Below are 25,342 nucleotides of genomic sequence, written 5' to 3'. Positions count from 1 at the left end.
GCCCGCGACGGCGCCTGTGCGTGGCACCATCGGAAGGCCATGACTGCTCCCACGAAACCCGCGCCCCCCCCCCCCCCCCCGGCCCCCCCCCCCGCCCCCCCCCCCCCCCCCCCCCCCCCCCCCCCGCCCCCCCCCGCCCCCCCCGCCCCCCCCCCCCCCCCCCCCCCCGCGGGGGGGGGGCCCCCCCCCCCCCCCCCCCCCCCCCCCCCCCGGCGCCACGTTTCTGCTGGCTTGCGCGGGGGTTCCGCGGAGCGGTCAGCCCTCCTCGTGGGTGGCCACCGCGCGGCGGGCGTCCGCGTCCAGGACACCCCAGCTGATCAGCTGCTCGGTGAGCACCGAGGGCGACTGGTCGTAGATGACGGCGAGTGTGCGCAAATCGTCCTGGCGGATCGAGAGCACCTTGCCGTTGTAGTCACCGCGCTGCGACTGGATCGTGGCCGCGTAGCGCTGCAGGGGGCCCGCCTTCTCGGCCGGCACCGTGGCCAGCCGCTCCAGGTCCAGGACCAGCTTCGGCGGCGGCTCGGCGGCGCCGCCCGGGGTCGTGCCCGGGAGCAGCTCCTGCACCGGAACGCCGTAGAAATCCGCCAGCTCGGCAAGGCGCTGCACCGTCACGGCGCGGTCACCGCGCTCGTACGAACCGACCACGACCGCCTTCCAGCGTCCCTGGGACTTCTCCTCGACACCGTGGAGGGAAAGGCCCTGCTGGGTGCGGATCGCCCGGAGCTTGGCCCCGAGCTGTTTGGCGTATTCGCTGGACATATAGCTCCCCGGCACTGTGTCGACGCGTCTGGCGTGGGTGCCAGCCCGCGCGGCTGGTAACTCACTGTGAGGTTACGCAGCGTTACTCTGCCGCGTCAAGCCGAATGGTCCGCACCGACTCTTCCGTGGTATCGGCACCGCGTTGGGCCGAATAGGTGATCCGAGGGGGCCGTACGGGGGACGGCGAGGGGCCTGCTACCGTGGATGGCGCAATCCCGACGTCCTTTAAGGTCCGTCCCGTGAGGCGGAGAAGGAGGTCCGTTTCGTATGGACACGCACGACGCACCGTCCGATGCCCGGCCCGTTCTCGAAGGGCCCGACATCGCGCGGGTACTGACCCGCATCGCCCACGAGATCGTCGAACGCGCCAAGGGCGCCGACGACGTGGTGCTCCTCGGCATCCCGACCCGGGGCGTCTTCCTCGCCCGGCGGATCGCCGACAAGCTGGAGCAGATCACCGAACGCAAGGTTCCGTGCGGCTCGCTCGACATCACCATGTACCGCGACGACCTGCGCATGCACCCGCCGCGTGCGCTGGCCCGCACCGAGATCCCCGGTGACGGCATCGACGGCAAGCTCGTCGTCCTCGTCGACGACGTGCTCTTCTCCGGCCGCACCATCCGCGCCGCCCTCGACGCCCTGAACGACATCGGGCGCCCGCGCGCGGTGCAGCTCGCCGTGCTCGTCGACCGCGGCCACCGCGAACTGCCCATTCGCGCCGACTACGTCGGCAAGAACCTCCCCACGTCGTTGCGGGAGACGGTCAAGGTCCTGCTCGCCGAGGAGGACGGTCGCGACACCGTGCTGCTCGGTGCCAAGCCGGACGCCCAGTAGCGCCGCAGACGTACGCCGCTGTCGTACGTCGGCTCAGTGCGCGCGCCCGCGCGCCCGTCTGCCCCGAATCTCCCGTTTGAACTGCCTTACGGAGCCTGACAGATGCAGCGTCATCTCATCTCGGCCGCCGACCTCACCCGCGACGACGCCGTCCTGATCCTCGACACCGCCGAGGAGATGGCCCGGGTCGCCGACCGGCCGATCAAGAAGCTGCCGACCCTGCGCGGCCGCACGATCGTCAACCTCTTCTTCGAGGACTCCACCCGCACCCGCATCTCCTTCGAGGCCGCCGAGAAGCGGCTGTCCGCGGACGTGATCAACTTCTCCGCCAAGGGCTCCAGCGTCTCCAAGGGCGAGTCCCTCAAGGACACCGCCCAGACCCTGGAGGCCATGGGCGTCGACGCCGTGGTCATCCGGCACGGCGCCTCCGGAGCCCCCTACCGGCTGGCGAACTCCGGCTGGATCGACGCGGTCGTCGTCAACGCCGGTGACGGCACCCACCAGCACCCCACCCAGGCCCTGCTGGACGCCTTCACCATGCGCCGCCGCCTGATCGGCCCGGACGCCGGACTCGGCCAGGACCTCGAAGGCCGGCGCATCACCATCGTCGGCGACGTGCTGCACAGCCGGGTCGCCCGCTCCAACGTCGACCTGCTGCACACCCTCGGCGCCGAGGTCACCCTCGTCGCCCCACCCACCCTGCTGCCCGTCGGCGTCGAGACCTGGCCCTGCGAGGTCTCCTACGACCTCGACAGCACGCTGACCAAGTCGGACGCGGTGATGATGCTGCGCGTCCAGCGCGAGCGCATGAACGCCGCGTTCTTCCCCACCGAGCGCGAGTACTCCCGGCGCTACGGCCTGGACGGCGACCGCATGGCGCGGATGCCCGAGCACGCCGTCGTGATGCACCCCGGACCCATGGTCCGCGGCATGGAGATCACCGCCGAGGTCGCCGACTCCGACCGCTGCACCGTCGTCGAGCAGGTCGCGAACGGAGTGTCCATCCGGATGGCCGTCCTGTACCTGCTGCTCGGTGGAAACGAGCCCGCCGTCACCCACCCCCGTACCGAGGAGAAGCAAGACCGATGAGCAAGACCCTGATCCGTGGTGCGAAGGTGCTCGGCGGCGAGCCGCAGGACGTGCTGATCGACGGCGGGACCATCGCCGAGGTGGGCAACGGGCTGTCCGCGGAGGGCGCCGAGGTCGTCGAGGCCGGGGGCAAGGTGCTGCTGCCGGGCCTGGTCGACCTGCACACCCACCTGCGCGAGCCGGGCCGCGAGGACTCCGAGACCGTCCTCACCGGCACCCGGGCCGCCGCCTCCGGCGGCTACACCACCGTCTTCGCCATGGCCAACACCTTCCCGGTCGCCGACACCGCCGGCGTCGTCGAGCAGGTCTGGCGGCTCGGCAAGGAGCACGGCTACTGCGACGTCCAGCCGATCGGCGCCGTCACCGTCGGGCTCGACGGCAGGAAGCTCGCCGAGCTGGGCGCCATGCACGAGTCGGCCGCCGGCGTCACCGTCTTCTCCGACGACGGCAAGTGCGTCCACGACGCCGTGATCATGCGCCGCGCCCTGGAGTACGTGAAGGCCTTCGGCGGTGTCGTCGCCCAGCACGCGCAGGAGCCGCGGCTGACCGAGGGCGCAGAGATGAACGAGGGCGTCGTCTCCGCCGAGCTGGGCCTCGGCGGCTGGCCCGCGGTGGCCGAGGAGTCGATCATCGCCCGGGACGTCCTGCTCGCCGACCACGTCGGCTCCCGCGTGCACGTCTGCCACCTGTCGACCGCCGGGTCCGTCGAGATCGTCCGCTGGGCCAAGTCGCGCGGCATCCAGGTCACCGCCGAGGTCACCCCGCACCACCTGCTCCTGACCGACGAGCTGGTCCGCACGTACAACCCCGTCTACAAGGTCAACCCGCCGCTGCGCACCGAGCGCGACGTGATGGCCCTGCGCGAGGCGCTCGCCGACGGCACGATCGACATCGTCGCCACCGACCACGCCCCGCACCCGCACGAGGACAAGGACTGCGAGTGGGCCGCGGCCGCCATGGGCATGGTCGGGCTGGAGACCGCGCTGTCGGTGGTGCAGGAGACCATGGTCGACACGGGTCTGCTGGACTGGGCCGGTGTCGCCGACCGGATGTCCGTCAAGCCCGCGCGGATCGGACAGGCCGCCGGCCAGGGCCGTCCCGTCTCGGCAGGTGAGCCCGCCAACCTCACCCTGGTCGACACGGCTTACCGTGGGCTGGTGGACCCCGCGGGCTTCGCCTCGCGCAGCCGCAACACCCCCTACGAGGGCCGCGAGCTGCCGGGCCGTGTGACGCACACGTGGCTGCGGGGCAAGGCCACGCTCGTCGACGGGAAGCTCACGTGACACCTGTACTCCTGCTGGCCGCCGAGAAGGAATCGGCGGAAGTGACCGACTGGGCCGCCCGCATCGGCTGGGTCGTCGGCCTCGCCCTGTTCGTCGCGCTCGTCTACTGGCTGATGCGCGAGGGCTGGAAGTGGCGCGGCACCCTCCAGGGCGACCTGCCCGAGCTGCCCACCGCCCCGGACGACCCGGGCCCCGCCCGGCTCACGATGACCGGCCGTTACCACGGTTCCACCACCGCGGGGCAGTGGCTCGACCGCATCGTCGCCCGGGGCCTGGGCGCCCGCAGCCGCGCCGAGCTGACGCTGACGGACGCCGGCCTCGACGTCGTACGCCCCGGGGCGGAGGACTTCTTCGTCCCGGTGGCGCAGCTGCGCGAGGCCCGGCTCGACAAGGGCATCGCCGGCAAGGTGCTCACCGAGGGCGGCCTGCTGGTCGTCACCTGGGAGCACGGGGACCGGCTGATCGACTCCGGCTTCCGCTCCGACCGCGCGGCCGAGCACAACGAGTGGGTCGCCACCATCAACTCCATGATCGAGACGAACACCAGGGAAGGCGCCGAACGATGACCACCTCCACCAGGGGAGCAGCGAAAACTCCCGCCGTACTCGTCCTGGAGGACGGCCGGGTCTTCCGCGGCCGCGCCTACGGGGCCGTGGGGGAGACCTTCGGCGAAGCGGTGTTCTCCACCGGCATGACCGGCTACCAGGAGACCCTCACCGACCCCTCGTACCACCGCCAGGTCGTGGTGATGACCGCCCCGCACGTCGGCAACACCGGCGTCAACGACGAGGACATGGAGTCCAAGCGCATCTGGGTCTCCGGCTACGTCGTGCGCGACCCCGCGCGCGTGCCGTCCAGCTGGCGCTCCCGGCGCACGCTGGACGAGGAGCTGGCCGCCCAGGGCGTCGTCGGGATCTCCGGCGTCGACACCCGCGCCCTCACCCGCCACCTGCGCGAGCGCGGCGCCATGCGCGTCGGCATCTTCAGCGGCGACGCCGTCCGGGACGACGCCGCGCTCCTGGCGCGCGTGCAGGAAGCCCCGCAGATGAAGGGCGCGAACCTCTCCGCCGAGGTCGCCACCACCGAGCCGTACGTCGTGCCCGCGATCGGCGAGAAGAAGTTCACCGTCGCCGCCGTCGACCTCGGCATCAAGGGCATGACCCCGCACCGCATGGCCGAGCGCGGCATCGAGGTGCACGTGCTCCCGGCGACCGCGACCGTCGAGGACGTCTACGCGGTGAACCCGGACGGCGTGTTCTTCTCCAACGGCCCCGGCGACCCGGCCACCGCCGACCACGCCGTCTCCGTCATGCGGGGCGTCCTGGAGCGGAGCACGCCACTGTTCGGCATCTGCTTCGGCAACCAGATCCTCGGCCGCGCCCTCGGCTTCGGCACCTACAAGCTGAAGTACGGCCACCGCGGCATCAACCAGCCGGTGCAGGACCGTACGACCGGCAAGGTCGAGGTCACCGCGCACAATCACGGCTTCGCCGTCGACGCCCCGCTCGACCAGGTCTCCGAGACCCCGTTCGGCCGCGCCGAGGTGTCGCACGTCTGCCTGAACGACAACGTGGTGGAAGGGCTGCAGCTGCTCGACCGCCCCGCCTTCAGCGTCCAGTACCACCCCGAAGCGGCAGCGGGCCCGCACGACGCCGCCTACCTGTTCGACCGCTTCGTTTCCCTGATGGAGGGCCAGCGTGCCTAAGCGCACCGATATCCAGTCCGTCCTGGTCATCGGCTCCGGCCCGATCGTCATCGGCCAGGCCGCCGAGTTCGACTACTCCGGCACCCAGGCGTGCCGCGTCCTCAAGGCCGAGGGCCTGCGGGTCGTCCTGGTGAACTCCAACCCGGCGACGATCATGACCGACCCGGAGATCGCCGACGCCACCTACGTCGAGCCGATCACCCCCGAGTTCGTCGAGAAGATCATCGCCAAGGAGCGGCCCGACGCGCTGCTGCCCACCCTGGGCGGCCAGACGGCCCTCAACACCGCCATCTCGCTGCACGAGAACGGCGTCCTCGACAAGTACGGCGTCGAGCTGATCGGCGCCAACGTCGAGGCGATCCACAAGGGCGAGGACCGCGACCAGTTCAAGGAGGTCGTGGAGGAGGTCCGCAAGAAGATCGGCCACGGCGAGTCCGCCCGGTCCTTCATCTGCCACTCCATGGACGACGTCCTCAAGGGCGTCGAGGAGCTCGGCGGCTACCCGGTCGTGGTCCGCCCCTCCTTCACCATGGGCGGCGCCGGCTCCGGCTTCGCCCACGACGAGGAGGAGCTGCGCCGCATCGCGGGCACCGGCCTCACGCTCTCGCCGACCACCGAGGTGCTCCTGGAGGAGTCCATCCTCGGCTGGAAGGAGTACGAGCTGGAGCTGATGCGCGACAAGAACGACAACGTCGTGGTCGTCTGCTCCATCGAGAACTTCGACCCGATGGGCGTGCACACCGGCGACTCGATCACGGTCGCCCCGGCGATGACCCTCACCGACCGCGAGTACCAGATCCTGCGCGACATCGGCATCGCCGTGATCCGCGAGGTCGGTGTCGACACCGGCGGCTGCAACATCCAGTTCGCGGTCAACCCCGAGGACGGCCGGGTCATCGTCATCGAGATGAACCCGCGCGTGTCGCGCTCCTCGGCCCTCGCCTCCAAGGCCACCGGCTTCCCGATCGCCAAGATCGCCGCCAAGCTGGCCGTCGGCTACACGCTGGACGAGATCCCGAACGACATCACGCAGGAGACCCCGGCCTCCTTCGAGCCGACGCTCGACTACGTGGTCGTCAAGGCCCCGCGGTTCGCCTTCGAGAAGTTCCCGAGCGCCGACTCCACCCTCACCACCACCATGAAGTCGGTCGGCGAGGCCATGGCCATCGGCCGCAACTTCACCGAGGCCTTCCAGAAGGCCATGCGCTCCCTGGAGAAGAAGGGCAGCCAGTTCACGTTCGTCGGCGAGACCGGCGACAAGGAGGAGCTGCTGCGCGCGTCGGTCCGCCCCACCGACGGCCGCATCAACACCGTCATGCAGGCCATCCGCGCGGGTGCCACCCCCGAGGAGGTCTTCGAGTACACGAAGATCGACCCCTGGTTCGTCGACCAGCTCTTCCTCATCAAGGAGATCGCCGACGAGCTGGCCGAGGCGCCCGAGCTGACGACCGGCCTGCTCGCCGAGGCCAAGCGGCACGGCTTCTCCGACACCCAGATCGGCGAGATCCGCGGCCTGCGCGAGGACGTCGTCCGCGAGGTCCGGCACGCCCTGGGCGTCCGCCCGGTCTACAAGACGGTCGACACCTGCGCCGCGGAGTTCGCCGCCAAGACGCCGTACTTCTACTCCTCCTACGACGAGGAGACCGAGGTCGCGCCCCGCGAGAAGCCGGCCGTCATCATCCTGGGCTCCGGCCCGAACCGCATCGGCCAGGGCATCGAGTTCGACTACTCCTGCGTCCACGCCTCCTTCGCGCTGAGCGACGCGGGCTACGAGACGGTGATGGTCAACTGCAACCCGGAGACCGTCTCCACGGACTACGACACCTCCGACCGCCTGTACTTCGAGCCGCTGACGCTGGAGGACGTGCTGGAGATCGTCCACGCCGAGCAGCAGGCCGGACCGGTGGCGGGCGTCGTCGTCCAGCTCGGCGGCCAGACCCCGCTCGGTCTGTCGCAGGCGCTGAAGGACAACGGCGTGCCGATCGTCGGCACCTCCCCGGAGGCCATCCACGCCGCCGAGGACCGCGGCGCCTTCGGCCGGGTCCTCGCCGAGGCCGGCCTGCCCGCCCCGAAGCACGGCACGGCCACCACCTTCGCCGAGGCCAAGGCCATCGCCGACGAGATCGGCTACCCGGTCCTGGTGCGCCCCTCGTACGTCCTCGGCGGACGCGGCATGGAGATCGTCTACGACGAGACCCGCCTGGAGGCGTACATCGCCGAGTCGACCGAGATCAGCCCGTCCCGGCCGGTCTTGGTCGACCGGTTCCTCGACGACGCCATAGAGATCGACGTCGACGCCCTCTACGACGGCGAGGAGCTGTACCTGGGCGGTGTCATGGAGCACATCGAGGAGGCCGGCATCCACTCCGGCGACTCGGCGTGCGCCCTGCCCCCGATCACCCTCGGCGGCTTCGACATCAAGCGGCTGCGCGCCTCCACGGAGAGCATCGCCAAGGGCGTCGGCGTGCGCGGCCTGATCAACATCCAGTTCGCGCTCGCGGGCGACATCCTCTACGTCCTGGAGGCCAACCCGCGCGCGTCCCGGACCGTCCCCTTCACCTCGAAGGCGACGGCGGTGCCGCTGGCCAAGGCCGCCGCCCGGATCTCGCTCGGCGCCACCATCGCCGAGCTGCGCGCCGAGGGCCTGCTGCCCCGGCACGGCGACGGCGGTGAGCTCCCGCTGGACGCGCCGATCTCCGTCAAGGAGGCGGTCATGCCGTGGTCGCGCTTCCGCGACGTCCACGGCCGCGGCGTCGACACGGTCCTGGGCCCGGAGATGCGCTCCACCGGCGAGGTGATGGGCATCGACGCCGTCTTCGGCACGGCGTACGCCAAGTCGCAGGCGGGCGCCTACGGCCCGCTGCCCACCAAGGGCCGCGCCTTCATCTCGGTCGCCAACCGCGACAAGCGCTCGATGATCTTCCCGGCCCGCGAGCTGGTCGCGCACGGCTTCGAGCTCCTCGCCACCTCCGGCACCGCCGAGGTCCTCAAGCGCAACGGCATCCACGCCACGGTCGTGCGCAAGCAGTCCGAGGGCACCGGGCCGAACGGCGAGAAGACCATCGTCCAGCTCATCCACGACGGCGAGGTCGACCTCATCGTCAACACCCCGTACGGCACCGGCGGCCGCCTCGACGGCTACGAGATCCGTACGGCGGCCGTGGCGCGCTCCGTACCCTGCCTGACGACGGTCCAGGCGCTGGCGGCGGCGGTCCAGGGCATCGACGCCCTCAACCGCGGCGACGTGAGCGTCCGCTCGCTCCAGGAACACGCGGAACACCTGACCGCGGCCCGCGACTAGCAGCCCCGAGGGGGACACCGGAAACGGTGTCCCCCTCTTCGTGAGGACTCCAGGTCCTCGTGAGGACACCATGTACAAGATCTTCTTCCGTCTCGTCTTCAAGCGGCTGGACCCGGAGCGGGCGCACCACCTCGCCTTCCGCTGGATCCGCCTGGCCGCCCGGGTACCGGTGCTGCGCACCTTCCTCGCGGCCGCCCTCGCGCCCCGCCACAAGGAGCTGCGCACCGAGGCCCTCGGGCTGCGCATGCACGGCCCCTTCGGGCTCGCGGCCGGCTTCGACAAGAACGCCGTCGGCATCGACGGCATGGCCATGCTGGGCTTCGACCACGTCGAGATCGGCACGGTGACCGGCGAACCGCAGCCCGGCAACCCCCGGCAGCGGCTGTTCCGCCTCGTCGAGGACCGGGCGCTGATCAACCGCATGGGCTTCAACAACGACGGCTCGCTGCGCGTCGCCGCCCGCCTCGCCTCCCGGACGCCCGTCTTCAAGACGGTCGTGGGCGTCAACATCGGCAAGACCAAGGTCGTACCCGAGGAGGAGGCCGTCGCGGACTACGTGAAGTCCGCCGAGCGGCTCGCGCCCCACGCCGACTACCTGGTGGTCAACGTCTCCTCCCCGAACACGCCCGGCCTGCGCGACCTCCAGGCCACCGAGGCGCTGCGCCCCCTGCTGAGCGCCGTCCGCGAGGCCGCCGACCGGGCCGTGTCCGCGCGGCGCGTCCCGCTCCTGGTCAAGATCGCGCCGGACCTCGCCGACGAGGACGTCGACGCCGTCGCCGACCTCGCCGTGGAACTCGGCCTGGACGGGATCATCGCCACGAACACCACCATCGCGCGCGAGGGACTCGGCCTGACGTCCGGCCCGGCCCTGGTCGAGGAGACCGGCGGCCTGTCCGGCGCACCCCTGAAGGAACGCTCCCTGGAGGTCCTGCGCCGCCTCTACGCGCGCGTGGGCGACCGGATCACCCTGGTGGGCGTCGGCGGCGTCGAGAACGCCGAGGACGCCTGGCAGCGCATCCTGGCCGGCGCCACCCTCGTCCAGGGCTACAGCGCCTTCGTCTACGAGGGTCCCTTCTACGCCCGCGCGATCCACAAGGGGCTCGCCGCGCGGCTGCGCACCAGCCCGTACGCCACGCTCGCCGACGCGGTGGGCGCCGACGTGAGGAAGACGGCATGAGCGGTCTCGAACCCTTCGGCGCGCGTCTGCGCCGCGCCATGGACGAGCGCGGCCCGCTGTGCGTCGGCATCGACCCGCACGCCTCCCTGCTCGCCGAGTGGGGCCTGAACGACGACGTGGCCGGTCTGGAGCGGTTCAGCCGCACGGTCGTCGAGGCGGTCGCCGACCGGGTCGCCGTGCTCAAGCCGCAGAGCGCGTTCTTCGAGCGCTTCGGCTCGCGCGGCGTCGCCGTGCTGGAGACGTCCGTCGCCGAGGCCCGGGCGGCGGGCGCGCTGGTCGTCATGGACGCCAAGCGCGGCGACATCGGCTCGACCATGGCCGCCTACGCCGAGTCCTTCCTGCACCAGGACGCGCCGCTGTTCTCCGACGCCCTGACCGTCTCGCCCTACCTCGGCTACGGCTCCCTCGCCCCGGCCGTCGCGCTGGCCCGGGAGAGCGGCGCCGGGCTGTTCGTACTGGCGCTGACCTCCAACCCGGAGGGCGGCGAGGTGCAGCACGCCGTGCGCTCCGACGGCCGGAACGTCGGGGCGACGATGCTGGCGCACCTGGCCGCCGAGAACGCGGGGGAGGAGCCGCTGGGCTCCTTCGGCGCGGTCGTCGGCGCCACCCTCGGTGACCTCTCCACGTACGACCTCGGCATCAACGGCCCGCTCCTCGCGCCCGGTATCGGCGCCCAAGGGGCCACGCCGGCCGATCTCCCAGGGGTCTTCGGCACGGCCGTGCGCAACGTCGTGCCGAACGTCAGCCGGGGCGTGCTGCGCCACGGTCCCGACACGGTCGCTCTGCGTGACGCCGCCGAACGCTTCGCTCAGGAGATCCGGGACGCCGTGACGTCACCGTGAGGCGGTCCAGACCATACCGCGAGACCTCCGATGCGTGGTCAGCGGGCCGCTTGAGTCTGAATACATCCTCAAATCCGGGGCAGTATGTCCTAAATGTCCGTTCAGATGAAGGCTGACCAGGACTTTTCCGCTGTTCTCGCTGACTCTGGCGGACTTGCCCGCTAGTCTCCGACGAGAGAGCGGGCAAGCGTGTGTTGCTCGTGGCTCCCCAGGTGTGGGGCGACTAGGTTCCTCACCGGTCCGTATCCGACAGTTCGACATCCGAGGTGACGTAGGCGTGGCTCTTCCGCCCCTTACCCCTGAACAGCGCGCAGCCGCGCTCGAAAAGGCCGCCGCGGCTCGCCGGGAGCGGGCCGAGGTCAAGAATCGACTCAAGCACTCCGGCGCCTCCCTCCACGAGGTCATCAAGCAGGGCCAGGAGAACGACGTCATCGGCAAGATGAAGGTCTCCGCCCTCCTTGAGTCCCTGCCGGGCGTGGGCAAGGTCCGCGCCAAGCAGATCATGGAGCGGCTGGGCATCTCCGAGAGCCGCCGTGTGCGCGGCCTCGGTTCCAACCAGATCGCCTCCCTGGAGCGCGAGTTCGGCAGCACCGGCTCCTGAGCCGGGCACTTCCGGGGAAGCGAGTCCCGGGCACTCCGGGATTGCTGGATAATCGCTGCATGGCAGCAACACCCCGGGGGACGACCCCCGTACCCCCGGACGTACGTCCGCGGCTGACCGTGCTCTCCGGCCCCTCCGGGGTCGGCAAGAGCACGGTCGTCGCTCATATGCGCAAGGAACACCCCGAGGTCTGGCTCTCGGTGTCGGCGACGACCCGCAAGCCCCGCCCCGGCGAGCAGCACGGAGTCCACTACTTCTTCGTCACCGACGACGAGATGGACAAGCTGATCGCCAACGGCGAACTGCTGGAGTGGGCCGAGTTCGCCGGCAACCGCTACGGCACGCCGCGCGCGGCCGTGGCGGAGCGCCTGGAGAAGGGCGAGGCCGTCCTGCTCGAGATCGACCTGCAGGGTGCCCGCCTGGTCCGGGAGTCGATGCCCGAGGCCCAGCTGGTGTTCCTGGCCCCTCCCTCCTGGGAGGAGCTGGTGCGCAGGCTCACCGGGCGGGGCACCGAACCGCCCGAGGTGATCGAGCGCAGGCTGGAGGCCGCCAAGATCGAGCTGGCCGCCGAACCGGAGTTCGACACGACGCTGGTCAACACCTCCGTCGAGGACGTGGCGCGCGAGCTGCTAGCCTTGATGAACGTCGTGTGACCATCGCTGACCGATCCGGTCCTCGCTGATCATCCCGACAGAATCTTTCCCATCCATCGGAAGGTAGAGCGTGTCCTCTTCCATCTCCGCGCCCGAGGGCATCATCAACCCGCCGATCGACGAGCTCCTCGAGGCCACCGACTCGAAGTACAGCCTCGTGATCTACGCGGCCAAGCGGGCCCGCCAGATCAACGCGTACTACTCGCAGCTCGGCGAAGGTCTCCTCGAGTACGTCGGTCCTCTCGTCGACACGCACGTCCACGAGAAGCCGCTCTCGATCGCCCTTCGCGAGATCAACGCGGGGCTGCTCACGTCCGAGGCCGTCGAAGGCCCGGCGCAGTAACGTCATAAGTAGTATTTGCAGCTTGACGCTGACTTTTCCACAGGCCCGGCAGGTCGACTGCCGGGCCTGTGGTGTGTCATGGAGGCGTACGGTGCGCCGGTCGCCGGGGCCGGGAAGAGACGGGGAGAGACGGGGAGAGACGTGGACAAGCCGAAGGTCGTTCTGGGGGTCAGTGGCGGCATCGCCGCGTACAAGGCCTGTGAGCTGCTGCGGCGGCTGACGGAGTCGGGCCATGACGTGCGGGTGGTGCCCACCGCGTCCGCGCTGCACTTCGTGGGCGCCGCGACCTGGTCCGCGCTCTCCGGCCAGCCGGTCTCCACCGAGGTCTGGGACGACGTGCACGAGGTGCCGCACGTGCGCATCGGCCGGCACGCCGACCTGGTCGTCGTGGCCCCGGCCACCGCCGACCTGCTCGCCAAGGCGGCCCACGGCCTCGCCGACGACCTCCTCACCAACACCCTGCTCACCGCCCGCTGCCCGGTCGTCTTCGCCCCCGCCATGCACACGGAGATGTGGGAGCACCCGGCCACCCAGGAGAACGTGGCGACGCTGCGCCGCCGCGGCGCCCTCGTCATCGAGCCGGCCGTGGGCCGCCTCACCGGCGTCGACACCGGCAAGGGCCGGCTGCCCGACCCGGCCGAGATCTTCGAGGTGTGCCGCCGCGTGCTCGCCCGGGGCGTCCGTGAGCCCGACCTCACGGGCCGGCACGTCGTCGTCAGCGCCGGAGGCACCCGCGAGCCCCTGGACCCCGTCCGCTTCCTCGGCAACCGCTCCTCCGGCAAGCAGGGCTACGCCCTCGCCCGCACCGCCGCCGCCCGCGGCGCCCGCGTCACGCTGATCGCCGCCAACAGCGCCCTGCCGGACCCGGCCGGGGTGGACGTCGTCCCCGTCGGCACGGCCGTGCAGCTCCGTGAGGCGGTGCTGAAGGCCGCCGCCGACGCCGACGCCGTGGTCATGGCGGCGGCCGTCGCGGACTTCCGCCCGGCCGCGTACGCGGCCGGGAAGATCAAGAAGAAGGACGACCAGGAGCCGGAGCCGATCGCGCTGGTGCGGAATCCGGACATCCTCGCGGAGATTTCGGCCGATCGCGCCCGCCCCGGACAGGTCGTCGTCGGCTTCGCCGCGGAGACCGACGACGTCCTCGCCAACGGCCGCGCCAAACTCAAGCGCAAGGGCTGTGACCTGCTCGTGGTGAACGAGGTGGGGGAGCGCAAGACGTTCGGCTCCGAGGAGAACGAGGCCGTCGTGCTCGGCGCCGACGGCAGCGAGACGCCGGTGGCGCACGGACCGAAGGAAGCCCTGGCCGAGACGGTGTGGGACCTGGTGGCCGCACGGCTGGGCTGATTCCTCACGTGGTGCACGCCCGCTCGAAACCCGGTCGATCGGAGCGTGGCGCCTCTGGCCAACGCCGCTCGGGATTGGGCAGAATGCCCGTGCCGCAGGTCACAGCACTCCCGAGTGGCGAGACGGGGGGACCGTGGCCGAAGCGTGACCCGTAAACTGTTCCACGGACGGCGCCGGGTGCAGCCCCCGCCGTCCGCCAATGATCAGCCAGCAGCCGCTGCAACCCCAGGGAGCGTTGTGTCCCGTCGTCTCTTCACCTCGGAGTCCGTGACCGAGGGTCACCCCGACAAGATCGCTGACCAGATCAGCGACACCATTCTCGACGCGCTCCTGCGCGACGACCCGACCTCCCGGGTCGCCGTCGAGACCCTGATCACGACCGGCCTGGTGCACGTGGCCGGTGAGGTCACCACCAAGACGTACGCGGACATCGCGACGCTGGTCCGGAGCAAGATCCTCGAAATCGGCTACGACTCCTCGAAGAAGGGCTTCGACGGCGCCTCCTGCGGCGTCTCGGTGTCGATCGGCGCCCAGTCGCCCGACATCGCCCAGGGTGTGGACACGGCGTACGAGTCCCGTGTCGAGGGCGACGAGGACGAGCTCGACAAGCAGGGCGCCGGCGACCAGGGCCTGATGTTCGGCTACGCGACGGACGAGACGCCGACGCTGATGCCGCTGCCGATCTTCCTGGCCCACCGCCTGTCCAAGCGCCTGTCCGACGTGCGCAAGAACGGCACGATCCCCTACCTGCGCCCGGACGGCAAGACGCAGGTCACCATCGAGTACGACGGTGACAAGGCGGTCCGCCTGGACACCGTGGTCGTCTCCTCGCAGCACGCCTCCGACATCGACCTGGACTCGCTCCTGGCTCCCGACATCAAGGAGTTCGTCGTCGAGCCGGAGCTGAAGGCCCTCCTGGACGATGGCATCAAGCTCGACACGGAGAACTACCGCCTGCTGGTCAACCCCACCGGCCGCTTCGAGATCGGCGGCCCGATGGGCGACGCCGGCCTGACCGGCCGCAAGATCATCATCGACACGTACGGCGGCATGGCCCGCCATGGCGGCGGCGCCTTCTCCGGCAAGGACCCGTCCAAGGTCGACCGTTCCGCCGCGTACGCGATGCGCTGGGTCGCCAAGAACGTGGTCGCCGCGGGTCTCGCCACCCGCTGCGAGGTCCAGGTGGCGTACGCGATCGGCAAGGCCGAGCCCGTCGGTCTGTTCGTCGAGACCTTCGGCACCGCCAAGGTCGACACGGACCGGATCGAGAAGGCGATCGACGAGGTCTTCGACCTCCGTCCGGCCGCCATCATCCGCGACCTCGACCTGCTGCGCCCGATCTACTCCCAGACGGCGGCGTACGGCCACTTCGGCCGCGAGCTGCCCGACTTCACCTGGGAGCGCACGGACCGCGTGGACGCGCTGCGCAAGGCGGCGGGGCTGTAACCAGCCCCCAGGGCTTCGGGCCCGGTTCCCCTCCGGGGGGCCGGGCCTGCGCCGTGTCCGGGCCTTTCCCGGGCACCGCCGGATGTCAGTGGTGTTTGGTAAGAATGCAAGCGTGAGCAGCGAGAACGGTCGGACGGACGACGGTGCGCAGGGTGCGCCGCCCGAGCAGCTCGCGCTCATCCGGGAGAGCGTGCGCAAGGCGCGGACGCCCCGGGCCAAGCCGCGGACGTGGCGGGGTGCCGCACTCGCCAAGGAGCTGCCCGTCGCACGGGTGCTCGTCGACAAGGGCGTGCTCCACCTCGACCGGTACTTCGACTACGCCGTCCCCGAGGAACTGGACGAGCAGGCCCAGCCGGGCGTACGCGTGCGGGTGCGCTTCGGGGCCGGGCGGCACCGGGTGCGGGAGGGACGCCGGGAGGGCGGCGGGCTGATCGACGGGTTCCTCGTCGCGCGTCTGCCCGAGTCCGACTACTCCGAGCCGCTGGCCGCCCTCGCCCAGGTCGTGTCGCCCGAGCGGGTGCTGAGCGAGGAACTGCTGGGGCTGGCCCGGGCGGTCGCCGACCGGTACGCGGGCAGCCTCGCCGACGTCCTGCAGCTCGCCGTGCCGCCGCGCAACGCACGGGCCGAGCAGCGCGCCTCCCCGCAGCCCCTGCCGCCGCCCCCGGCGCCCGAGGCCGGGTCCTGGCAGCGGTACGAGCGGGGAGAGGCCTTCCTGGAATCGCTGGCCTCCGGCGGCGCGCCCCGGGCCGTGTGGAACGCCCTGCCGGGACCGCAGTGGAGCGAGGAGCTGGCCCGGGCCGTCGCGGCGACGCTGGCCTCCGGCCGCGGGGCGCTCGTCGTCCTGCCCGACGGACGGGCCGTGGCCCGGGTCGACGCCGCGCTGACCGCGCTGCTGGGGGACGGGCGGCACGCCGTGCTCACCGCCGACGCCGGCCCCGAGAAGCGCTACGCGCAGTGGCTCGCGGTACGGCGCGGCTCGGTACGGGCCGTGGTCGGGACCCGGGCCGCGATGTTCGCACCGGTCCAGGACCTCGGCCTGGTCGCCCTCTGGGACGACGGGGACGACAGCCACAGCGAGCAGCACGCCCCGCAGCCGCACGCCCGCGAGGTGCTCCTGCTGCGGGCCGCCCAAGACAAGTGCGGCTTCCTGCTGGGCAGCTGGGCCTGCACGGTGGAGGCGGCCCAGCTCGTCGAGAGCGGCTGGGCGCGGCCGCTCGTCGCCGGCCGGGACCAGGTGCGCGCCGCCGCCCCGCTCGTCCGGACCGTCGGGGACGGGGATCTCGCGCGGGACGAGGCCGCCCGGGCCGCGCGGCTGCCGACCCTGGCCTGGCAGGCCGTCCGGGAGGGTCTGAAGCACGGACCGGTGCTGGTGCAGGTGCCCCGGCGGGGATACGTGCCGCGCATGGCGTGCGCCGACTGCCGGGCGCCCGCGCGCTGCCGGCACTGCTCGGGGCCGTTGGAGGCACGGGACGGGGGCGCGCTGTGCTGCGGCTGGTGCGGACGTGAGGAGAGCGGCTGGCACTGTCCGGAGTGCGGCGGGTTCCGGCTGCGCGCCTCGGTGGTGGGGGCGCGGCGGACGGCCGAGGAACTCGGACGGGCCTTCCCGGCGGTACCGGTGCGCACCTCGGGGCGGGAACACGTCCTGGACACGGTGCCCGGGGCCCCCGCGCTGGTGGTGAGCACGCCGGGGGCCGAACCCGTCGCCGAGGGCGGGTACGCGGCGGCGCTGCTGCTGGACGGGTGGGCCATGCTCGGGCGGCCCGACCTGCGGGCCGGGGAGGACGCCTTGCGGCGGTGGATCGCGGCCGCGTCGCTCGTCCGGCCGCAGCCCGCCGGCGGCACGGTGGTGGTCGTGGCCGAGCCGACGCTGCGGCCGGTGCAGGCACTCGTCCGGTGGGATCCCGTCGGTCACGCGGTGCGGGAGCTGGCCGAGCGGGCCGAGCTGGGCTTCCCCCCGGTGTCCCGGATGGCGGCGGTGTCGGGCCCGGCGGAGGCCGTCGCCGACTTCCTCCGCACGGCCGAGCTGCCGCCGGAGGCCGAGGTGCTGGGGCCGGTGCCGCTGCCCGTCACCGCGGCCGGGCGCCCCCGGCGGACGGGGGCGCCGCCGCCCGGGGAGCAGTGGGAGCGGGCGCTGGTGCGGGTGCCGCCGGGGCGGGGAGCGGCGCTGGCCGCCTCGCTGAAGGCCGCGCAGGCCGCGCGGATGGCCCGGGGGAGTGCGGGCGGGAACGGCGCCGGAGCCGGGGTCTGGGTGCGGATCGATCCGGCGGACATCGGTTGAGGGGAGATTCGGCGGACGCCCGCCGAGGGCCGAGCCGAGGTGCGTCGGCTGAGGGCCAGCCCGGCGGACGTCGGCCGAACGGGGTGTCCTGGAGCCCGGCTTGGCCATCCATACACGCGGCCGACGTCCCGGGAGCCCGGCTCCACTGCCGCAGGACGCGGCCGCCCTCCCGGGTGCGGTCCGGGAGGGCGGGGCGGAGGGCCGGTCAGCCGTTGCGCGGGCCCGGGAACGCCGTCGGCCGCGCCTCGTCGCGCAGGGCCGGGCTGCCCGCCGTGGGCTGCGTCGGCATGGACCGGGCCGCGGGGACCGTCGGGACCGCGGGCAGGCCGGTGGTCACGTTGACCGTGCGGCTGCCGGAGGGCTCCGGTGCGCGCTCCGGCTCGGCCCCGGCGGTCTGGGCCGTGGCCCGGCGTGCGCCGTAACGGCGGTGGACTGCCTGTTTGGTGACTCCGAGTGCGGAGCCCACCGCGTCCCACGAGAAGCCGAGTGAGCGGTCGAAGTCCACGGCCGCCGTGACCAGGGTCTCGACACTGTCCCGCAGCTCCTGGGCGAGACGTACGGTCGGGGCGGGGGCGCGTCCGTAGACGACGAAGCCCGTGGAAGGGCCGGAGCGGCGCGGGCGGTAGACGTTGCCCAGCTGGGCGGTCAAGGTGCGCAGTGCGTCCACCTGCCGGCGGACCCGCTCGATGTCCCGCACCAGCAAGTGCAGGCTGGCCCGAGCCTGGGCGTCGTGGGTTGCGTGGTCGGCCATGAACAAGCCTCTCGAACCGGCGTTGAAAGGAATGGGCCGCGATCGCGGCCCGTAGTGGTCAACTCTGTCTTGACCAACGCCGATTCGCTCCGCTGGTCACGGTGTGGGGGCGTGGGGGCATATGCGTGCGCCCGTTTGCGCGGGGCGTGCGCCTCGGCCTGCGGCCGTCGGTCGTCGTCTCCCGCCCGTGCACCGCCCGAAGTTGTCCGTCCCGACGCCCGGCTCTCCCGTGGGGGCGGGCCGCCGTCTGCGGCGATCCGTTTCCTGCTCATAGACTTGGGCGTTGCACATGATCGCCCCCGACCGAGAGGCCGCCACCACCCCATGAAGCTCGTCTTCGCCGGTACCCCCGAGGTCGCCGTTCCCGCCCTGGACGCTCTTCTCGCCACCGGGCGGCACGAGGTGGCCGCGGTCGTCACGCGCCCCGACGCGCCGGCCGGCCGCGGGCGCAGGCTCGTCGCGTCGCCCGTCGCCGAGCGGGCGGAGGAGGCCGGGATCGAGGTGCTGAAGCCGGCGAAGCCGAGGGACCCCGAGTTCCTGGAGCGGCTGCGGGAGATCGGCCCCGACTGCTGCCCCGTCGTCGCCTACGGCGCGCTGCTGCCCCGGGTCGCCCTCGACATCCCCGCGCACGGCTGGGTCAACCTGCACTTCTCGCTGCTGCCGGCCTGGCGGGGGGCCGCGCCCGTGCAGCACGCCATCATGGCCGGGGACGAGATCACCGGGGCCTCCACCTTCCTGATCGAGGAAGGGCTCGACTCGGGGCCGGTGTACGGCACGGTGACCGAGGAGATCCGGGCCACCGACACCAGCGGGGACCTGCTGACCCGGCTCGCCTTCGCCGGGGCCGGGCTGCTCGCGGCGACCATGGACGGGATCGAGGACGGCACGCTGAAGGCCGTTCCGCAGCCGGCCGAGGGCGTCAGCCTGGCCCCCAAGGTCAGTGTCGAGGACGCCCACCTCGACTGGAACGCGCCCGCGCTGCGCATCGACCGGGTGGTGCGGGGCTGCACCCCGGCGCCCGGCGCCTGGACCACGTTCCGCGGTGAGCGGCTCAAGCTCATCCAGGCCGCCCCCGTGCCCGAGCGGTCGGACCTCGCCCCCGGGCAGATCGCCGCCGGGAAGAACAACGTGTACGTCGGCACCGGCTCGCACGGTGTCGAGCTGCTGTGGGTGCAGGCCCAGGGCAAGAAGCCGATGCGGGCGGCGGACTGGGCGCGCGGCGTGCGGATCGCGGAGGGGGAGCGGCTCGGGAGCTGAGCCGGCACCACGCGACGGGCCGGCACCACGCGACGGGCCGGCACCACGCGACGTGCCGGGTCTGTGCGACGAGCCTCCACCGCACGACGTTCCGGGCCTGTGCGACGTGCCGAGCCCACCCGGCCCGACCCACCCACCAGGCCAGGCCCGGCCCTCCACCCGTCCAGGTCGACCCACCCCACGCGTCCCTCCCTCCTGCCCACCTCACCCCGGCTCGCACCGTGTCGCGGCGTACGCTGGAGCGCGCACTTCCTCTCACCCCCGGAGCACCTTTTCCGTGAGCGACCAGCCCCGTCGGCCCCGCCCGTCCGGCAAGCCCTACCGCCGCCCCCAGAAGGACCCCGTCCGCATCCTCGCCTTCGAGGCGCTGCGGGCCGTGGACGAGCGGGACGCCTACGCCAACCTCGTTCTGCCGCCGCTGCTGCGCAAGGCCCGGGACAAGGGCGACTTCGACGCGCGGGACGCGGCGCTCGCCACCGAGCTGGTGTACGGGACGCTGCGGCGGCAGGGCACGTACGACGCGATCCTCGCGACCTGCGTGGACCGGCCGCTCGGCGAGGTCGACCCGCCGGTGCTGGACGTGCTCAGCCTCGGCGCGCACCAGTTGCTCGGCACGCGGATCCCGACGCACGCGGCCGTGTCCGCCACCGTCGAGCTGGCGCGGGTCGTGCTCGGTGACGGGCGGGCCAAGTTCGTCAACGCCGTGCTGCGCAAGGTCGCGCGGGAGGACCTGGAGGGCTGGCTGGAGCGGGTGGCGCCGCCGTACGAGGACGATCCCGAGGACCATCTCGCCGTCGTGCACTCGCACCCGCGCTGGGTCGTGTCCGCCCTGTGGGACTCCTTGGGCGGCGGGCGCGCCGGCATCGAGGAGCTGCTGCGGGCCGACAACGACCGGCCCGAGGTGACCCTGGTGGCGCGGCCCGGCCGGGCCACCGCCGAGGAGTTGCTGGGTGAGGACGCCGCCGTTCCGGGGCGCTGGTCGCCGTACGCGGTGCGGCTGAGCGAGGGCGGTGAGCCGGGTGCCGTCCCGGCCGTGCGGGACGGGCGCGCGGGCGTGCAGGACGAGGGCAGCCAGCTCGTCGCGATCGCCCTCGCCAACGCGCCGGTGGACGGGCCCGACCGGCGGTGGCTGGACGGGTGCGCCGGCCCCGGTGGCAAGGCCGCGCTGCTCGGTGCCCTGGCCGCCGAGCGGGGTGCCCTGCTCGTCGCCTCCGAGAAGCAGACCCACCGCGCCGGACTCGTGGCCAGGGCGCTGGACGGGAACCCGGGGCCGTACCAGGTGATCGCCGCGGACGGGACCCGCCCGGCGTGGCAGCCCGGCAGCTTCGACCGGGTGCTGGTCGACGTGCCGTGCACCGGCCTCGGCGCCCTGCGGCGTCGCCCCGAGGCGCGCTGGCGGCGCCGGCCCGAGGACCTGGAGGGCTTCGCGCCGCTGCAGCGCGGGCTGCTGCGCACCGCCCTGGAGTCGGTCCGGGTGGGCGGGGTCGTCGGCTACGCGACCTGCTCGCCCCACCTCGCCGAGACCCGGGCCGTCGTCGCCGACGTCCTCAAGCAGCACCCGGACACCGAGCTCATCGACTCCCGGCCGCTGCTGCCGGGCGTGCCGGACCTGGGCGAGGGTCCCGACGTGCAGCTGTGGCCGCATCTGCACGGGACCGACGCGATGTACCTGGCGCTCATCCGCCGGACCGGCTGAGCCCCGCCCCGCCGCCCTCCCGGGAGGCCGCACCGCCGTCCTCGCGCGTGAGCCGGTGGGGCCACCACACCTTCGGGCCCACGCCCGGGAACAGGGACGTCACGAACAGGACCACCAGTCAAGGGCCACCACCAGTCCGGCCCGCACCCGGCAGACCATCCGGGACCGATGCCCACAACCCCCGGAGGGCATGGCAGTCTTATGACATGGCCGTGCAGATCAACCCGAGCATCCTGTCCGCCGACTTCGCCCGCCTCGCGGACGAGGCGAAGGCCGTGGAGGGAGCCGACTGGCTCCATGTCGACGTCATGGACAACCATTTCGTCCCGAACCTCACGCTCGGCGTGCCGGTCGTGGAGTCGCTGGCCCGTGCGACGGACACCCCGCTGGACTGCCATCTGATGATCGAGGCCCCCGACCGCTGGGCGCCCCAGTACGTGGAGGCGGGGGCCGGTTCGGTCACCTTCCACGTGGAGGCCGCCGCCGCGCCGGTCCGGCTCGCGCGGGAGATCCGGGCCAAGGGCGCCCGCGCCTCCATGGCGCTGAAGCCCGCGACCCCCGTCGAGCCGTACGAGGACCTGCTCCCCGAGCTCGACATGCTGCTGATCATGACGGTCGAGCCGGGCTTCGGGGGCCAGGCCTTCCTCGACATCATGCTTCCGAAGATCCGCCGCACCCGTGAGTTGATCAGCAAGCACGGACTGGAGCTCTGGCTCCAGGTCGACGGCGGAGTTTCCGCGTCCACCATCGAGCGCTGCGCCGAGGCCGGAGCCGACGTCTTCGTGGCCGGATCGGCGGTCTACGGGACAAACGACCCGGCAGAAGCGGTACGTGCACTACGCACCCAGGCCGAGGCGGCGACGGCGCAGGCCTCCTGGGCCTGCGACCACTGAGCCACAGCAAAGTGAACGGCTCCCATCAGGGCTGATCATCCGCGCCGGATCTGCAAGGATGAACGGCGAATCCAGAGTGTGAACAGCAGTGAGGAGATCGCCGTGTCGGGTATGTCGGCGGGCCGGTCAGCCATGCGGATGGGACCCGCTGAGCTGGTGCAGGCGGCGGCCATGGCCCGCCGCTTCTACCTCGAGGGGAAGTCCAAGATCCAGATCGCCGAGGAGTTCGGCGTCAGCCGCTTCAAGGTGGCCCGGGTCCTGGAGACCGCCCTCGAACGGGATCTCGTACGTATCGAGATCCGTGTGCCTGCGGAGCTGGACGCCGAGCGCTCGGACGCGCTCCGCGCCCGTTACGGGCTCAGGCACGCCGTCGTGGTCGAGTCCCCGGCCGAGGCCGAGGAGACGCCCGACCCCGAGAACCTGGGAGAGGTGGCCGCCGACCTGCTCGGCGAGCTGGTCGACGAAGGAGACGTGCTGGGCCTGGCCTGGGGCCGCTCCACCATCCACATGGCGGCGGCGCTCGACCGGCTGCCCCCGTGCACGGTGGTGCAGCTGACGGGGGTGTACGACGCCGGGACCGCCGAGCGCGGCTCGGTCGAGGCCGTGCGCCGCGCCGCCCAGGTGGCCGGCGGGGACGCCCACCCCATCTACGCGCCCATGCTGCTGCCCGACGCGGCCACGGCCGCGGCGCTGCGCAACCAGACGGGCATCGCCCGGGCCTTCGAGCACTTCGACAAGGTCACCGTCGCCTGCGTCTCCATCGGCTCCTGGGAGCCGGGCATCTCGACGGTGCACGACATGCTCAGCGACGAGGAGCGCGCGCACTACGCCTCCCTCGGGGTCGCCGCCGAGATGTCCGCGCACCTCTTCGACGCCGAGGGCCGCCGCGTCGGGCGGGACCTGGGCGAGCGGTGCATCACCGTCAAGGCCGACCAGCTGCGCCGGATCCCCGAGGTCGTGGCGATCGCGGGCGGGCAGCGCAAGGGACCCGCGATCGACGCGGTGCTGCGCTCCGGGCTCGTCACCAGCCTGGTGACGGACACGTCGGCCGCGGACTACCTCATGACGGCGGGCCCGGCACCGAAGCCCGCGCTCAACCGGGCCGACCCGGACGGGGCCTGACGGGTGGCGGACCAGGCGCACGGCGTGCCGGACGACCCGGCCGGCCGGATCGTTCTCGTGCTGGACCTCGACGGGGTCACGGACAAGGCGGGCCTCATGGACCGCTGCGCCCGTGACCTGTCCCTGCCCGAGTGGTTCGGCCGCAACTGGGACGCCCTCGCCGACTGCCTGTCGGACCCCGCCCTGTGGCCCGAAGGGGCGGGGGAGCGGGGGCTGCTGGTCGTCGTCAAGGGCTGGCGGGCGTACGCCGAGACGCGGCCCGAGGAGTGGCAGGTCGCCGAGGAGATCTTCGCCGAGGCGACGGACCGCGGCCCGGGACTCTTCGTGACCCTCGGCTCATAGGCCCGCCACCCGGATTTGGAGCATCCTCCGAGCAGGCCCCTGACCAGCCTGGATGTTCCGCCCGGGGTTGTTCGGGCGTCCGGCATGGGAGAATGAAGTACGTGCTCTTTTCCCCCTGGCCGGCCGGTCGGGGGGTCACCTCTGATCGACTGGGATGTGCAGCACGTGCGTTTCCTCAATGACATCCAGCCCGGGTACGACCTGACGTACGACGACGTCTTCATGGTGCCGAGCCGCTCCTCGGTGGGCTCCCGGCAGGCCGTCGACCTCAGCTCCCCGGACGGCACGGGCACCACCATCCCGCTCGTCGTCGCCAACATGACCGCCATCGCCGGCCGCCGCATGGCCGAGACCGTGGCCCGCCGCGGCGGCCTGGTGGTGATACCGCAGGACATCCCGATCGACGTGGTCACCGACGTCGTCTCCTGGGTGAAGAGCCGCCACCTGGTGCTGGACACCCCGATCATCCTGTCCCCGCACCAGACCGTAGCGGACGCCCTCTCGCTGCTGCCCAAGCGGGCGCACAACGCGGGCGTCGTCGTCGACGAGCACCACAAGCCGGTCGGTGTGGTCACCGACTCCGACCTGTCCGGCGTGGACCGCTTCACGCAGCTCTCCGAGGTCATGTCCCGGGACCTGCTGCTCATCGACGCGGACATGGACCCCGGCGAGGCCTTCGGCACCCTCGACCACGCCAACCGCCGCTACGCCCCGGCCGTGCACGCGGACGGCACGCTCGCCGGCATCCTCACCCGCAAGGGCGCCCTGCGCGCCACGCTGTACACGCCGGCCACCGACGCCCGGGGCCGCCTGCGCGTCGCCGCCGCCGTCGGCATCAACGGCGACGTCGCGGGCAAGGCCGAGCAGCTGCTCGACGCGGGCGTCGACACGCTCGTCATCGACACCGCGCACGGCCATCAGGAGTCGATGATCAGCGCCCTGAAGCTGGTGCGCGACCTCGACCCGCAGGTGCCGATCGTCGCGGGCAACGTCGTGGCCGCCGCGGGCGTGCGCGACCTCATCGAGGCGGGCGCCGACATCGTCAAGGTCGGTGTCGGCCCGGGCGCCATGTGCACCACGCGCATGATGACCGGCGTCGGCCGGCCGCAGTTCTCCGCCGTGCTGGAGTGCGCCGCCGAGGCGAGGAAGCACGGCAAGCACGTGTGGGCCGACGGCGGCGTCCGCCATCCCCGCGACGTGGCCATGGCCCTCGCGGCCGGCGCGTCCAACGTGATGATCGGGTCCTGGTTCGCCGGAACCTACGAGTCCCCGGGCGACCTCCAGCACGACGCGCAGGGCCGCGCCTACAAGGAGTCCTTCGGCATGGCCTCCGCCCGTGCCGTGCGCAACCGCACCTCCGAGGAGTCGGCGTACGACCGGGCCCGCAAGGCGCTGTTCGAGGAGGGCATCTCCACCTCCCGCATGTTCCTCGACCCGGCCCGCCCGGGCGTCGAGGACCTGATCGACTCGATCATCGCGGGTGTCCGCTCCTCCTGCACCTACGCCGGTGCCGGCTCCCTGGAGGAGTTCGCCGAGAAGGCCATCGTCGGCATCCAGAGCGCCGCGGGATACGCCGAGGGCAAGCCGCTGCACGCCAGCTGGAGCTGACGCGCCGCACGCTCCGCG

The 25,342-nt window shown here is 72.4% G+C and carries 22 protein-coding genes; 20 read left to right on the top strand and 2 right to left on the bottom strand.

What is annotated here, in order from left to right; translation table 11 throughout:
* Positions 1–255: 255 nt before the first annotated feature.
* Complete coding sequence (gene bldD / locus AC07DA_RS32145; RefSeq protein WP_010046440.1) at positions 256–759, bottom strand: transcriptional regulator BldD; 504 nt, start codon at positions 757–759, stop codon at positions 256–258.
* 267 nt (positions 760–1,026) lie between these two features.
* Between bldD and pyrR the strand changes: the two genes are divergently transcribed.
* The 14 genes from pyrR (at position 1,027) to AC07DA_RS32075 (ending at position 17,655) form a co-directional block, all read left to right on the top strand.
* Entirely contained in the window at positions 1,027–1,593 is a 567-nt protein-coding gene (pyrR, locus tag AC07DA_RS32140) for a bifunctional pyr operon transcriptional regulator/uracil phosphoribosyltransferase PyrR (RefSeq protein ID WP_479131743.1), read from the top strand.
* A 102-nt stretch (positions 1,594–1,695) separates the two neighbouring features.
* Positions 1,696–2,682, top strand: a complete 987-nt coding sequence (locus AC07DA_RS32135) for an aspartate carbamoyltransferase catalytic subunit (protein ID WP_479131742.1) — start codon at positions 1,696–1,698, stop codon at positions 2,680–2,682.
* Positions 2,679–3,965 (top strand): dihydroorotase, encoded by a 1,287-nt coding sequence (locus AC07DA_RS32130; protein WP_479131741.1) that lies wholly within the window; start codon positions 2,679–2,681, stop codon positions 3,963–3,965. Before AC07DA_RS32135 ends, AC07DA_RS32130 begins: the two co-directional genes overlap by 4 nt.
* Positions 3,962–4,531, top strand: coding sequence for a PH-like domain-containing protein (locus tag AC07DA_RS32125; RefSeq protein ID WP_479131740.1), 570 nt, complete (start codon positions 3,962–3,964; stop codon positions 4,529–4,531). The genes AC07DA_RS32130 and AC07DA_RS32125 overlap by 4 nt, the downstream gene beginning before the upstream one ends.
* Complete coding sequence (carA, locus tag AC07DA_RS32120; protein ID WP_479131738.1) at positions 4,528–5,670, top strand: glutamine-hydrolyzing carbamoyl-phosphate synthase small subunit; 1,143 nt, start codon at positions 4,528–4,530, stop codon at positions 5,668–5,670. Before AC07DA_RS32125 ends, carA begins: the two co-directional genes overlap by 4 nt.
* Positions 5,663–8,971, top strand: coding sequence for a carbamoyl-phosphate synthase large subunit (carB, locus tag AC07DA_RS32115; protein ID WP_479131736.1), 3,309 nt, complete (start codon positions 5,663–5,665; stop codon positions 8,969–8,971). The genes carA and carB overlap by 8 nt, the downstream gene beginning before the upstream one ends.
* Before the next feature lie 70 nt (positions 8,972–9,041).
* Positions 9,042–10,148, top strand: a complete 1,107-nt coding sequence (locus AC07DA_RS32110; protein ID WP_479131735.1) for a quinone-dependent dihydroorotate dehydrogenase — start codon at positions 9,042–9,044, stop codon at positions 10,146–10,148.
* On the top strand, positions 10,145–10,990 hold the full coding sequence (gene pyrF / locus AC07DA_RS32105) for an orotidine-5'-phosphate decarboxylase (protein ID WP_479131734.1): 846 nt from the start codon (positions 10,145–10,147) through the stop codon (positions 10,988–10,990). Before AC07DA_RS32110 ends, pyrF begins: the two co-directional genes overlap by 4 nt.
* Positions 10,991–11,267: 277 nt before the next feature.
* Positions 11,268–11,591 carry an integration host factor gene (locus tag AC07DA_RS32100; protein WP_003977346.1) on the top strand — a complete coding sequence of 108 codons (324 nt, stop codon included), beginning with the start codon at positions 11,268–11,270 and terminating at the stop codon, positions 11,589–11,591.
* Between the two features lie 59 nt (positions 11,592–11,650).
* Positions 11,651–12,244, top strand: coding sequence for a guanylate kinase (gene gmk, locus AC07DA_RS32095; RefSeq protein ID WP_479131733.1), 594 nt, complete (start codon positions 11,651–11,653; stop codon positions 12,242–12,244).
* Between the two features lie 70 nt (positions 12,245–12,314).
* On the top strand, positions 12,315–12,587 hold the full coding sequence (rpoZ, locus tag AC07DA_RS32090) for a DNA-directed RNA polymerase subunit omega (RefSeq protein ID WP_003988945.1): 273 nt from the start codon (positions 12,315–12,317) through the stop codon (positions 12,585–12,587).
* A 141-nt stretch (positions 12,588–12,728) separates the two neighbouring features.
* Positions 12,729–13,931: a bifunctional phosphopantothenoylcysteine decarboxylase/phosphopantothenate--cysteine ligase CoaBC gene (gene coaBC, locus AC07DA_RS32085; protein WP_479131732.1), complete on the top strand. Its 1,203-nt coding sequence runs from the start codon at positions 12,729–12,731 to the stop codon at positions 13,929–13,931.
* 237 nt (positions 13,932–14,168) lie between these two features.
* Positions 14,169–15,377 (top strand): methionine adenosyltransferase, encoded by a 1,209-nt coding sequence (gene metK, locus AC07DA_RS32080; protein WP_479131731.1) that lies wholly within the window; start codon positions 14,169–14,171, stop codon positions 15,375–15,377.
* A gap of 112 nt (positions 15,378–15,489) precedes the next feature.
* Positions 15,490–17,655, top strand: coding sequence for a primosomal protein N' (locus AC07DA_RS32075; RefSeq protein WP_479131730.1), 2,166 nt, complete (start codon positions 15,490–15,492; stop codon positions 17,653–17,655).
* A gap of 205 nt (positions 17,656–17,860) precedes the next feature.
* Here the strand turns inward: AC07DA_RS32075 and AC07DA_RS32070 are convergent, their stop codons facing one another.
* Entirely contained in the window at positions 17,861–18,406 is a 546-nt protein-coding gene (locus AC07DA_RS32070; protein WP_479131729.1) for a hypothetical protein, read from the bottom strand.
* Between the two features lie 324 nt (positions 18,407–18,730).
* Here AC07DA_RS32070 and fmt point away from each other — a divergent pair, with 324 nt between their 5' ends.
* The 6 genes from fmt (at position 18,731) to AC07DA_RS32040 (ending at position 25,324) form a co-directional block, all read left to right on the top strand.
* On the top strand, positions 18,731–19,663 hold the full coding sequence (gene fmt / locus AC07DA_RS32065) for a methionyl-tRNA formyltransferase (protein ID WP_479131728.1): 933 nt from the start codon (positions 18,731–18,733) through the stop codon (positions 19,661–19,663).
* A 277-nt stretch (positions 19,664–19,940) separates the two neighbouring features.
* Complete coding sequence (locus tag AC07DA_RS32060) at positions 19,941–21,359, top strand: RsmB/NOP family class I SAM-dependent RNA methyltransferase (RefSeq protein ID WP_479131727.1); 1,419 nt, start codon at positions 19,941–19,943, stop codon at positions 21,357–21,359.
* A gap of 206 nt (positions 21,360–21,565) precedes the next feature.
* Positions 21,566–22,252 carry a ribulose-phosphate 3-epimerase gene (rpe, locus tag AC07DA_RS32055; RefSeq protein ID WP_479131726.1) on the top strand — a complete coding sequence of 229 codons (687 nt, stop codon included), beginning with the start codon at positions 21,566–21,568 and terminating at the stop codon, positions 22,250–22,252.
* A gap of 78 nt (positions 22,253–22,330) precedes the next feature.
* Complete coding sequence (locus AC07DA_RS32050; protein ID WP_479131725.1) at positions 22,331–23,374, top strand: sugar-binding transcriptional regulator; 1,044 nt, start codon at positions 22,331–22,333, stop codon at positions 23,372–23,374.
* Between the two features lie 24 nt (positions 23,375–23,398).
* Positions 23,399–23,716 (top strand): barstar family protein, encoded by a 318-nt coding sequence (locus AC07DA_RS32045; RefSeq protein ID WP_479131749.1) that lies wholly within the window; start codon positions 23,399–23,401, stop codon positions 23,714–23,716.
* 165 nt (positions 23,717–23,881) lie between these two features.
* Positions 23,882–25,324: a GuaB1 family IMP dehydrogenase-related protein gene (locus AC07DA_RS32040; protein ID WP_479131724.1), complete on the top strand. Its 1,443-nt coding sequence runs from the start codon at positions 23,882–23,884 to the stop codon at positions 25,322–25,324.
* Positions 25,325–25,342 lie beyond the last annotated feature (18 nt).

It is taken from the genome of Streptomyces sp. NPDC044921 (assembly GCF_056432865.1).
This window is presented reverse-complemented; position numbering and strand designations above follow the sequence as displayed.